This window comes from Chryseobacterium sp. VD8 (assembly GCF_037149975.1).
Taxonomy (GTDB): domain Bacteria; phylum Bacteroidota; class Bacteroidia; order Flavobacteriales; family Weeksellaceae; genus Chryseobacterium; species Chryseobacterium indicum.
Genome location: NZ_JBBCQL010000139.1, coordinates 1 through 11,757 on the forward strand (window position 1 = coordinate 1; position 11,757 = coordinate 11,757).

The 11,757-nt window shown below is 34.5% G+C and carries 13 protein-coding genes and 1 pseudogene; 8 read left to right on the top strand and 6 right to left on the bottom strand.

The annotated features are described in order from the left end of the window. Together WFK35_RS14710 and WFK35_RS14715 are read right to left on the bottom strand one after the other, a co-directional pair. Positions 1-325, bottom strand: a 325-nt coding sequence (locus WFK35_RS14710; protein WP_336733194.1) for an acyl-CoA thioesterase, incomplete at its 3' end; no start/stop codon positions are given. 95 nt (positions 326-420) lie between these two features. Further along, positions 421-834, bottom strand: a complete 414-nt coding sequence (locus WFK35_RS14715) for a DUF6157 family protein (protein WP_336733195.1) — start codon at positions 832-834, stop codon at positions 421-423. Positions 835-1,164: 330 nt separating this feature from the next. Between WFK35_RS14715 and WFK35_RS14720 the strand changes: the two genes are divergently transcribed. Next, positions 1,165-1,569, top strand: coding sequence for an RNA recognition motif domain-containing protein (locus WFK35_RS14720; RefSeq protein ID WP_214589653.1), 405 nt, complete (start codon positions 1,165-1,167; stop codon positions 1,567-1,569). Positions 1,570-1,622: 53 nt separating this feature from the next. On the opposite strand, the gene WFK35_RS14725 is transcribed toward WFK35_RS14720, so the two are convergent. Both WFK35_RS14725 and WFK35_RS14730 read right to left on the bottom strand, forming a co-directional pair. After that, entirely contained in the window at positions 1,623-2,105 is a 483-nt protein-coding gene (locus WFK35_RS14725; RefSeq protein WP_336733197.1) for a BlaI/MecI/CopY family transcriptional regulator, read from the bottom strand. 8 nt (positions 2,106-2,113) lie between these two features. Then, complete coding sequence (locus WFK35_RS14730; protein WP_336733199.1) at positions 2,114-2,716, bottom strand: phosphatase PAP2 family protein; 603 nt, start codon at positions 2,714-2,716, stop codon at positions 2,114-2,116. A 127-nt stretch (positions 2,717-2,843) separates the two neighbouring features. Between WFK35_RS14730 and pdhA the strand changes: the two genes are divergently transcribed. The 7 genes from pdhA to WFK35_RS14765 all read left to right on the top strand — a co-directional run bounded on the left by pdhA (position 2,844) and on the right by WFK35_RS14765 (position 9,599). Further along, the gene (gene pdhA, locus WFK35_RS14735; protein ID WP_076390342.1) at positions 2,844-3,845 is read left to right on the top strand and encodes a pyruvate dehydrogenase (acetyl-transferring) E1 component subunit alpha; all 1,002 of its coding nucleotides are present in this window, start codon (positions 2,844-2,846) and stop codon (positions 3,843-3,845) included. 108 nt (positions 3,846-3,953) lie between these two features. After that, the gene (locus WFK35_RS14740) at positions 3,954-5,573 is read left to right on the top strand and encodes a 2-oxo acid dehydrogenase subunit E2 (RefSeq protein WP_336733200.1); all 1,620 of its coding nucleotides are present in this window, start codon (positions 3,954-3,956) and stop codon (positions 5,571-5,573) included. 124 nt (positions 5,574-5,697) lie between these two features. Next, positions 5,698-6,693 (top strand): bile acid:sodium symporter, encoded by a 996-nt coding sequence (locus WFK35_RS14745; RefSeq protein WP_336733202.1) that lies wholly within the window; start codon positions 5,698-5,700, stop codon positions 6,691-6,693. 60 nt (positions 6,694-6,753) lie between these two features. Then, on the top strand, positions 6,754-7,422 hold the full coding sequence (locus WFK35_RS14750; protein WP_087709976.1) for an ABC transporter ATP-binding protein: 669 nt from the start codon (positions 6,754-6,756) through the stop codon (positions 7,420-7,422). Positions 7,423-7,433: 11 nt separating this feature from the next. Further along, positions 7,434-8,015 (top strand): murein L,D-transpeptidase catalytic domain-containing protein, encoded by a 582-nt coding sequence (locus tag WFK35_RS14755; RefSeq protein WP_336733203.1) that lies wholly within the window; start codon positions 7,434-7,436, stop codon positions 8,013-8,015. 19 nt (positions 8,016-8,034) lie between these two features. Further along, on the top strand, positions 8,035-8,712 hold the full coding sequence (gene radC, locus WFK35_RS14760) for a RadC family protein (RefSeq protein WP_214589660.1): 678 nt from the start codon (positions 8,035-8,037) through the stop codon (positions 8,710-8,712). Further along, on the top strand, positions 8,709-9,599 hold the full coding sequence (locus WFK35_RS14765; protein WP_336733204.1) for a hypothetical protein: 891 nt from the start codon (positions 8,709-8,711) through the stop codon (positions 9,597-9,599). The genes radC and WFK35_RS14765 overlap by 4 nt, the downstream gene beginning before the upstream one ends. Before the next feature lie 52 nt (positions 9,600-9,651). Here WFK35_RS14765 and WFK35_RS14770 read toward each other — a convergent pair whose 3' ends face one another. Together WFK35_RS14770 and WFK35_RS14775 are read right to left on the bottom strand one after the other, a co-directional pair. Further along, positions 9,652-11,499, bottom strand: a complete 1,848-nt coding sequence (locus WFK35_RS14770; RefSeq protein ID WP_336733205.1) for a S8 family peptidase — start codon at positions 11,497-11,499, stop codon at positions 9,652-9,654. Continuing rightward, positions 11,486-11,757: pseudogene (locus WFK35_RS14775) on the bottom strand (hypothetical protein); the annotation flags it as partial. The gene WFK35_RS14770 and the pseudogene WFK35_RS14775, both read right to left, overlap by 14 nt.

Here is an 11,757-nt window from a genome sequence, read left to right on the forward strand (position 1 = left end):
TTTCGTCGAGATTTACCATAACGATTTTATCTACCGTAATAATTGTCTGATGCGTCATTTTATTTCGGACATCGCATCTTAAAGTAAGAGATGTGGAACCAAACGCAGAAACTTCGATGCCGATTTCGATAATGTCGCCTTGTTTGGCAGAACTTACAAAGTTGATTTCTGAGATGAATTTGGTAACTACTTTTTTGTTTTCGAGCTGAATAACAGCATATAATGCAGCTTCTTCATCGATCCACTGCAACAGTCTTCCTCCGAAAAGAGACTGATTGGGATTAAGGTCTTCGGGTTTTACCCATTTTCTTGTGTGATAGTTCATATTTGAAAATTTTACTGCACAAATTTAGTTTTTAAAACCGGCTTTTTCAAAAGATTTGGATTCAGGATTCCGAAGAAAGATATTTATATTCTCAATTATTTTCTTTTGGAGCGCATCGCTTTCACTTTTGTAACAGTGTCATCTTTTAAAAATTTTTGATAGTCTTCACTTTCTAAAGGATAGACTGCGACTTTTCCTTCGTTATTGTGATGGATACCGAAACCATAGGTTTTGGCTAACGGGGAACATCTGAGACAAGGCTGACCTTTGGAGAAAAATTTTTGCCTTTCTGTCGGCTTTTCACGCTCTGTAATGTCATTTTTAATGGAATAGCATTCAAAAATAATATCATCCGACGTGTATTTGTAAGGATTCTTCAGTATTATTTCGTACTGAAGATTAGCCATTGTTTTTTCTTTTTTCTCAGGAGGGATTTTTGATTCAGAAATCAGGCTGTCTTCTGCAACTTCAATGAAGGTGTTTTGGTAATTGGTTGTATGCTGTTTCATATTCATTTTGTCCGGTTAAAAATGGCTGTTTTCAGGCATCAGGAATTTTACTTATTTATAATGGATACATCACAATTTACAATAATTTTATTAATGTTGTTCTCTTTAATGATTATTCATAAATATTTCATGATGAATTAATACTTTTTAACGAAATAATATTTTGATTGAAAATTTTATTAAAATAATTTCAAAAAAAGCTTTGATATGAAATTAATAATCGTATCTTGCACCCGTATTATATCTGGAATCAATATTTGTTCATTCTTTATGTTGTTTTTCTTTTATAAACCAAATCATTTTTAACTTATTTTAATTTTATTAATCAAGATGAACATTTTTGTTTCAAACATCAACTACGCAACTAAAGATTATGAGTTGCAGGATTTATTTTCAGAATTTGGAGAAGTTTCTTCTGTAAAAATTATTACAGATAAAGAAACTGGTCGTTCCAGAGGTTTCGGATTTATCGAAATGGAGGACGCAGAAGGACAACAAGCTATTGACGCTCTTAATCAGAAGGATTTCAACGGAAAAACTCTTAATGTTTCAGAAGCAAAGCCAAGAGAAGAGAAGCCAAGAAGAACTTTCAGCAACAACGGTGGAGGTAACAGAGGCGGAGGTTACGGAGGTAACAACAGAGGTGGCGGTGGCTACGGCGGCGGTAACAGAAGCGGTGGCGGTGGCTACGGCGGAGGAGATCGTGGCGGAAACGGCGGTGGAAAACGTTGGTAAAAAATATAGCGGTTCTTAGGGAACCGCTTTTTTTGTGAAATTTTTTAAGGAAATTATTCTTTTTCCTTCTTTTTTTTCTTTTTCTTATCTTTTTCCTTTTCCTTGCCTTTCTTTTTGTCCTTTTTAGGATTTAAAATTTCATTGGCATATTCAAACTCCTCTTTTACTTTTAAAGGTTTGGTCTCAGCGGAAGGATTGAACTCTTTTAAAGTTTCCTGAGAAATTAAATTTTCGTGAAGCAAAAGATTTAAAATCTCCCTGCCCGAATTATCAAAAAAATTATGCGAAAGTTCTCTCAATAAAAATTTGCGGTATTCTTCCAGTGGTACAATTGCGGTATATTTAAAGATTCTTCCTTCTTTCTCTGTAGAAAGGTATCCTTTTTCAACTAATATTTTAAGGTAAGTGGAAACGGTATTCTGGTGGGGTTTAGGTTCAGGATGCTGTTCCATAATATCCTTTAAATAAAATGATTCCAGCTTCCAGAACAGCTTCATTAAATTTTCTTCCGCAGATGTAAGATGATTGATTTTCATATAAATTCTTAATGTTGAAACTGAATATGGCAATAAAGGTAAAGAAAAGATACTATAAAAGCAATTCCGGCTCCCATGAACACTTCTTTTGGGGTATGTCTTTTCAGGATAATTCTTGTAATTCCTACGAGCGTTGCAATGCCTAACCAAATGATTCCCATTGTGGTATTCAGTGCAAAAAATAAAGCGGCTACAAATATATTAAATGCTGTATGCATCGAGCTTTTTATGAAATAGTTGCTGATCTGCAGTGCGAAAAGCAATATCAGAATAAAAAGCATAACAAAATCGATCTGCCCGTTTCTGAAATAATGATAAGCAATGTAGGAAACCACACAAACTCCAATAAAAATGTATAAGGTTTTCCTCTGAACTCTGTTGGAAACATCCATATTGGTATATCTGCCCGTTTTTACATTCCAGATCAGCCAGATAATGACGGGAGCAATAACTATTATTAATATAGGAAGGAATGATAGAATGGATTCTTTAAGAGAGTATTTCAGAAAACTCATGTAGACGAAAAATATAAATAAAGACAACAGAGGATTAAAAAAATCTGAAATAACTCTTGATATCTTATGCAATAATGAAGGCTGTTTTTCTTCCATGTTAACGTTTGATGATGTAAATATAATACTATAAGCAAAAAAACAATTGGTATGTATACAATAAAAATGAAGTTTTTTTTATAATTTTGCTCAACTATTTCATAATAAATAAGCAAGAGCTCAACACATGAAAGAATTTTCTAAAGAGGTATACCTGAAGTGGTATGAAGATATGACAATGTGGAGAAGGTTTGAAGACAAATGCCGTTCTCTTTATCTAAAACAAAAAATCAGAGGTTTTTTACATTTGTATAACGGTCAGGAAGCAATCCCTGCAGGTTTTACGCATGCAATGGATTTAACTAAAGATAGTATGATCACTGCTTACAGATGCCATATCCATCCAATGGCGATGGGAGTGGATCCTAAAAGAATCATGGCGGAACTTTGTGGTAAAGCTACAGGTACTTCCGGAGGAATGGGCGGATCTATGCACATTTTCAGCAAAGAGCACAGATTTTACGGTGGTCACGGTATTGTAGGAGGTCAGATTCCTTTGGGAGCAGGTATTGCTTTTGCAGACAAATACTTCGACAGAAAAGCGGTGAATATCTGTTTCTTCGGAGATGGAGCAGCTAGACAGGGTTCATTACATGAAACGTTTAACATGGCGATGAACTGGAAGCTTCCGGTAATTTTCGTTGTAGAAAATAATCAGTATGCGATGGGAACTTCTGTTAAAAGAACAGCAAACCACGAAGATATTTATAAATTAGGATTAGGTTACGAAATGCCTTGTCTTGCAGTAGATGCAATGGATCCTGAAAAAGTGGCTGAAGCGGCTTATGAAGCAATTGAAAGAGCAAGAAGAGGAGACGGACCTACTTTCATTGAAGCAAGAACATACCGTTACAGAGGACACTCTATGTCTGATGCAGAGCCGTACAGATCTAAAGATGAAGTTGCGCTTCACAAAAATGATGATCCTATCGAGCTGATTAAGCAGAGAATTTTGGCTAACAGCTGGGCAACAGAAGAGGAATTGGAAGCGATGGATAACAAATCCAGAGATTTCGTGGAAGAGTGCATAGAATTTATGGAAAATTCCCCTTATCCTGATGCAGAGAAGATCTACGAATATGTATATGCTCAGGAAGACTATCCGTTCTTAGACAAATTAGAAAACTAAAAGATAATAAATCGGTTTGAAAGTTTGAAAATTTGAAAATGATTTATTATCATATCTTTTTTAATTTTCAAATTCATAAAATCCCAAATTTTCAAATTATAAAAAATTATGGCAGAAGTAATTACAATGCCACGTCTTTCCGATACAATGACGGAAGGAAAAGTGGCAAAATGGCATAAAAAAGTAGGTGATAAAGTAAAGGAAGGCGATATCTTAGCTGAAATTGAAACAGATAAAGCGGTTCAGGATTTTGAATCTGAAATGGAAGGAACTCTTTTATATATCGGAGTGGAAGAAGGTAATGCAGCAGCGGTAGATTCTGTTCTTGCAATTATCGGTAATGAAGGAGAAGATATTTCAGGATTAACTGGCGGTGCTCCTGCTCCGGCTCAGGGTGGTTCTGAAGAGAAAAAAACAGAAGAAGAATCTAAAACTGAAAACAGTTCTACCAGTGTGGAACAGACTTCTGCGGAAATTCCTGCAGGTGTGGAAGTGATTACCATGCCAAGACTTTCGGACACAATGACGGAAGGTAAGGTCGCAAAATGGCACAAAAATGTTGGCGATACCGTAAAAGAAGGTGATCTTCTTGCTGAAATCGAGACAGATAAAGCCGTTCAGGATTTCGAATCTGAGTTCAACGGAGTATTATTGAAGCAGGGAGTTGAAGAAGGAGGTGCTGCTCCGGTAGATTCCGTTTTGGCAATTATCGGACCTGAAGGAACAGATGTTTCAGGAGTTGGAGCTCCAAAAGCGGCTGCTTCATCATCAGAAAAACCGGCTGAACAAAAAACTGAGGCTAAAGCAGAAGAAAAATCGGCTCCGGCTGTGGATCATTCCTCTACAGACAGAGTTGCCATTTCTCCTTTAGCGAAGAAAATGGCTCAGGATAAAGGAGTTGATATCAACAGTATTCAGGGTTCCGGAGAAAACGGAAGAATCGTTAAAAAAGATATTGAAAATTATCAGCCTTCTGCGGCTAAACCAGCGGCTTCAGCTTCTTCTGCAAGTCCTGCGGCGGCTCAGGTTGCATTAAGCTTCGTACAGGGTGAAGATACAGAAACTCCAAACTCACAGGTAAGAAACGTAATTGCAAAACGTCTTTCCGAAAGTAAATTCTCTGCGCCTCACTATTACCTGATGGTGGAAATCAACATGGATAAAGCGATCGAGGCAAGAAAAGAGATCAATTCTTTACCGGATACCAAAATTTCTTTCAATGATATGATTATTAAGGCGACTGCTGTTGCTTTAAGAAAACATCCGCAGGTAAATTCAAGCTGGGCAGGAGATAAGATCATTCACAGAGGAAACATCAATATTGGGGTAGCGGTTGCAATTCCGGACGGATTGGTAGTTCCTGTTCTTAAGAATACAGACCAGATGAACTACACGCAGATTTCTGCTGCGGTAAAAGATATGGCTTCAAGAGCGAAAAACAAAGGTCTTAAAGCGAACGAAATGGAAGGTTCTACCTTCTCTATTTCAAACCTGGGAATGTTTGGAATCGAAACATTTACAAGCATCATCAATCAGCCAAATGCTGCGATCCTTTCAGTAGGAGCCATCATCGAGAAACCTGTTGTGAAAAACGGACAAATCGTAGTTGGAAACATCATGAAGCTTTCATTGGCTTGCGATCACAGAGTCGTAGACGGTGCTACAGGAGCACAGTTCTTACAGACTTTAAAAACATATCTGGAAAGTCCTTTAACATTGTTACTGTAATTTTCTGTTTAGATATACAACTTAAAAAGGTTTACCGGAACAAATTCGGTAAACCTTTTTTAATTTTAAGGTGATTTTAATCTGTTTAAATAAATTTTAGAATGATCCTTGCAGGTTTTTAAAAATGAAGTTAATTACACTAAAATTAGACAAACAAAATATTTTTCTTTTATTGCTGATTGTAATGGTTGCAGCAGGTAAACTGATTCCTTTCAGAAGCGAATACAATCAGTATTTTAATCTATCAGCATTTATAGACTGGGGAATTGCAGCGATCTTCCTTCTGTATGGACTAAAGCTGAATATAAAAGAAATTATTAAAGATATTTCCAACTGGAAACTGCATCTTCTGGTACAATCCGGAACATTTATTATTTTTCCGCTGCTTGTATTTTTGTTTTATGGCTTTGTAAAAGATACCGATTTTTTTGTGACGTGGCTTTCCATATTCTTTCTGGCAAGTCTGCCTTCGACAGTCTCTTCTTCAGTCGTTATGGTTTCTATTGCAAAAGGAAATGTAACTTCGGCTATTTTTAATGCCTCCATTTCAGGAATCATCGGAATTGTTATGACTCCTTTACTGATGAGCTTTTTTATACAGCCCGATCAGGAAAATATTAATAACGCAGAAATTATTCAGCAATTGTTGCTTAAAGTTTTACTGCCGATCATTTTAGGACTGATTTTAAACTCGTTATTGAAAAACTGGGTGACAAAGTATGCGAAAATTATTGCGGAATTTGATAAAATGATCATTTTACTCATTGTCTATGAAAGTTTCTCGGAAGCGTTTTCACAAAATGTATTTGCCTCAGTTCCTTCTTCGGTATTCCTGATTATTGCAATCAGCGTTATCACTTTATTTTTCTCGGTATACGGAATTTTAAAATTAATTTCCGGAAAGCTTCATTTTAAAAGAAAAGATACCATCACAGCTACCTTCTGTGGATCAAAGAAATCACTTGTTCATGGAAGCCTTTTTGTCATGGTTTTGGGGATTCCGGAAGATCAGAAAGTGCTGTTTCTGCTTCCTGTAATGATTTATCATAGTTTTCAGTTATTTTACGTGAGCTGGCTTGCCAATAAAATTGAGAAAAAATATCGACTGGAAAATGGATAGTCGCTGTAAATTATATTTTTATTGCTTTTCAGATTTAAATCAATTCACTATTTTTGAATCATGATTAAAGCAAGGAATATCCATAAATTTTATGGGAATTTAGAAGTACTGAAAGGAGTTGATATTCACATCAAAACAGGAGAGGTGGTTTCAATTGTGGGAGAATCCGGAGCCGGAAAATCTACACTTTTGCAGATTCTGGGAACACTGGATCAGCCAACGACTTCCAATAAGTTTGATACGGAAATTGAAATTGCCGGAGAATCTTTTATCAATATGAATGATAAGCAGCTTTCTAAATTCAGAAACCAGAATATTGGTTTTGTATTTCAGTTCCATCAGTTGTTGCCGGAGTTTACAGCTTTAGAAAACGTTTTATTACCGACAAAAATAGCAGGAGCCAATGAAAAAGAAGCTATAGAAAAGGCATATGCTCTGTTTGAAGATTTAAAGATTGAACAGCGACTGCACCACAAACCCAACCAGCTTTCAGGTGGTGAAGCGCAAAGAGTAGCGGTGGCAAGAGCTTTAATCAACTCGCCGAAAATCATTTTTGCAGATGAACCTACCGGAAATTTAGATTCGAAAAATGCAGATGATCTTCACAGGTTGTTTTTTGATCTTAGAGATAAATACAACCAGACTTTTGTGATCGTTACGCATAACCCGAATTTAGCGGAAATTACAGACCGGAAACTGGTAATGAAAGACGGAATGATTATCGAATAAAACTTCCGCAAATGATGAAACCCTTTATTTTTTTATTTCTTTTCTTTATTTCATGTACCAAATTTGATTCTCAGGCTTCAAGTAATACCGAAATATTGCCAAAATCCAGAATTTTAGAACTAAAGAATTTTATTAAAGGAAAAAATTACAATCAGAACCTTGCTGTTTTTATCAATTTTAAAATTCATTCAGGAAAGTACCGTTATTTCGTTTACGACCTGAAGAACAATAAAATCCTGCAGAAAGCAATTGTTGCTCACGGCGACGGATCTGTTGTTAAAAATTCTTCTGCGTTGAAATTTAGCAATGTTGATGGTTCTCACCAATCTTCTTTAGGAAAATACGAAATCAAGGAAAGTTATTCCGGAAAATTTGGAAAAGCCTATCGATTAAATGGTCTGGACGAAACGAACAGCAATGCAAGAGCCAGAGCAATTGTATTGCATTCTTATTATTGTATTCCCGACAAAGAATCTGCAAATCCTGCCTGTTTAAGTTTTGGATGTCCCATGCTTTCTAAAAATGCATTCAACGAAACTTCTAAGTTTATTGACGGCTCAAAGGAAGCGATTATTTTATATGCTTTTTACTAATTTTATTTAAACTAACAAAATGCGCATTAAACTCCTTGCTGAAGACGACAGACCGAGAGAAAAATTTTTACGGAAAGGTAAAAGTTCGCTTTCTGATTCTGAACTGCTTGCCATCATCATGGGAAGCGGAAGCAGGGATGAAACGGCAATTGAACTGGCAAGAAAAATTTTAGCCTCTGTTAATAACAACTGGCATCAGTTAAGTCTTCTGTCTTTAAAAGATTTAATGAAATTTAAGGGAGTGGGAGAGGTAAAAGCTATTTCCATTATTACTGCTTTGGAGATCGGAAGAAGAAGAGCAAGTCAGGAAATCCCTGAAAAACCCGTGATTTCAGGAAGTGATGGAGCATATCAGATTTTCAGAAATCATTTGTCGGATCTTCGGACAGAGGCATTTTGGGCAATTTTTCTGAATCAGAGCAACAGAGTCATTCATCTTGCCCAGCTTACACAAGGAGGAATTAATCAATCGATTGTGGATATACGCGTCTTGTTTAAAACGGCATTAGACCATTTTTCAACAGGAATTATCATTGCGCACAATCATCCTTCGGGAAACTTAAAGCCAAGCAGGGAAGATATCGATATTACCAAAAAAATAACAGAAGCGGGAAAAACATTGAATATTCAGCTCCTGGATCATTTGATTATTACCCAAAATTCGTATTTCAGTTTCTCAGATGAAGGATTATTATGATTAGAAGATTGAAATATAATGAAATAGATTTTGAGAAATATTCTAAGTGTCTTGAGAATGCTGTACAACGGAAATATTCCGCTACCAAGGATTTTTTGGATATTACTTCTGGAAAGCAGTGGGAATTGCTTGTTTATAATGACTATGAAGCAGTAATGCCTGTTACTTTTGTAAAAAAATTAGGATTTAAAATTGTAATTAATCCTAAACTTTGTCAGCAATTAGGTGTTTTTTCGAATATCGATGATGTTAAAATTAACGATCTTTTTTTAAGTTTTTTAGAAAGAAAATATAATATCTGGTATTATGGTTTTAATGATAAAAATACCTTTAGTAAATTATTAAAAAGGAGAAAAAATTTCCTTATTTATCCGGATAATTATGAAATTGTAAGACAGAAATACTCTCCTAAGAGAAAGAGAAAATTAAGGCTTGATGATGATGTTTTACAAAAATCTGAAGTGAGAGATGTTTCTATATTTAATGCTTGGGAATTTATTTCAAGAAATCTGATTGGTGCGAAAAATGAAAAGGATAAAAATAGCTTTCTGCAGATTTTTACAGACCTGGAAAAAGCAGGTTATTTAAAATTAAAAGCTTTTTTTTATGGTACTGCGATTATCAATCTTATAGCCGTCTATAGTGACGATAAAACGATTGCTTTGCTGGGTACTTTTAATGATAAAGATCATATTAAATTATCAGGGTCTTCATTTATTATAGACAATGTAATTCGTAAGAATATACAGACTAAAATCTTTGATTTTGAAGGAAGTGATATTCCCGCTATTGAAGAGTTTTTCAGAGGTTTTCGTCCGGAATTGAAGAGCTATCCTGTTATCTTTAACTCAAAAAAGCAAGTTATAAAGAGTTTTTTCAGGCAGTAAAAAAATCGCTTCAAATTCAAGAAGCGATCTTTCTGTTTATAAAATTATATTTTTATTCCTTAACGAATTTTTTGAAATATTTTAACTTAGAATTATCATTAGTAATCTCAATAAAATAAGTACCTTTTAATAAGTTTGAAATATCTACTAATGCAGTGTTTATGATAGAGATTTTGTTTTCAAGCACTAATCTGTTACTTATATCAAATATTTTAATTGTACTATTTTTTAATTCTATAGTTGTTTTAATAAATAGATTGTCTTTAGCAGGAATTGGATAGAGCGTAATATCTTCATTCTTAATTTCAACTATTTTTGAAGAGCTGTTTTTAGCTATTTTTCCGGTATCTAAAGATTTATTTTGGTTAGGATTAAAATTAAAACAAGTATTTTGATTTTCTATGTAAAAATAATGACTTTTTCCATTTCCTGGCTCTAGAACTGTATTTGTATCTAAAATAATGCTTTTCTTGGCTTTAAATTTAACATTGGCATTTTGTGTAAAACTTTCATTTTGAATTCTTATAGATTCGGGAGAATTTGTAAGTTCAAAGTCCCATTTTTCAAAGTTTCTATTCTTTATTAATACTTCACCTCCATTTGCAGGATTCATTTGCCATGCAATTTTTGTAGCTTCACCGGCATCAATTCTTCCTGCACCAAGTTTTCCTAGATAGGGTTGATTCTCCTGAATGTTATCTAGTCGGGCTGAAGTAAGTTTTAAGATTGTTTCAACCTCTTCAGTATTTAAACAACTATTTGCAGTTAACATTAAACTAACAACTCCCGAAACTTGTGGTGCTGCAATTGATGTTCCGTAAATATGGGTATATTTTGTTCCTTGATTATTGTAATTTGGATCGAATAGCGAAACCACATCATAACCTGGAGCTCTCAAATCTACCATATCATTTGTCTGATGTCTATCATTATTTACACCTGGACCAATTCCAACACGATCTTCCCAATTGAAAGGAAGTCCTGCACCAGATCCACAGCAGGCAACATTTCCAACTTTTGCAAAACCCACTGATGAAACACTTATTACATGATTATAACTTGCAGGATAAACATAATTATCCGGACCTCCACAAGTTCCACCATTTCCAGCAGCAACAACGATAACTGTTCCGTTCTGATGAACTTCGTCAATAACAAGCTGATCTATTGAACTATAACTGCATGAATTATACCAACTAGCATTTACTACTCTTGCGCCATTTTGTGATAAAACAAGCAAAGTATTCATCATTGCCCCATCATACATATATTTAAATAATACTTTTGAATTAAAGCCAATTCCAGCCATACCAATATTGTTATCTGTAGCTGCCGCGGCAATTCCTGCAACCGAAGTTCCATGCCAATCGCTTACATTTGTAAGCATTGTTACTTTTCCTTGTAAGTCTTCATGAGTAGTATTAATTCCGCTATCAGAAATCCCAATATTAAAATTTGGATCACCAGTACTATAATCCCATGCTGTTCTAAGATTAATCAAATCAAAATTTCTATGATGATAAACAGGATCTATCAAATCATAGTCATTGGGTGTATAAAGTAAGGTTTCTCCTTTATAAGTTTCTTCAGTGTAAGGAAAATATTGTTTATACTTATTTAAGTCACTAATTAAACCTGCACTTTTAGTTTCTAATAAATAGATGGTCCTTAGGTAAGGCATTTTTGATGTAGGGAAAGCCTTCTCTAAATTGATGACTCCATGTTTGGAAAAGATATCTCTTACTTGTATATCATTATGTGATATAACGGTTTTTCCATCAATTGTTGTTATTTTTGGAACATTGTTTTCATCAGGAATTTCAACATAATAAAGTTTATTCTGTCCAAATAAAAACGATGTTGCAAATAATAATATTGGAAGTACTTTATTTTTCATCATTTTTAACAGTATTTTTAAGTTTTTGAATCTCCTTTTGCTGTTGTATTACATAAAGCGTTAATTCTTCTACTTTTTTTAACAAAAGAATGTTCATTTCTTTTAATTCAATACCATTTTTTATTGCTTCATCAGTTGATGGAACTTCTGGAAGATGTTTATTGGTTTTAATATAATTTTCCAAACTGTTTAAATCCATTAATTTATAACTGTCATCAAAAACATAATCTGCCCATCCATTTGATGAAGCTATATCTACTT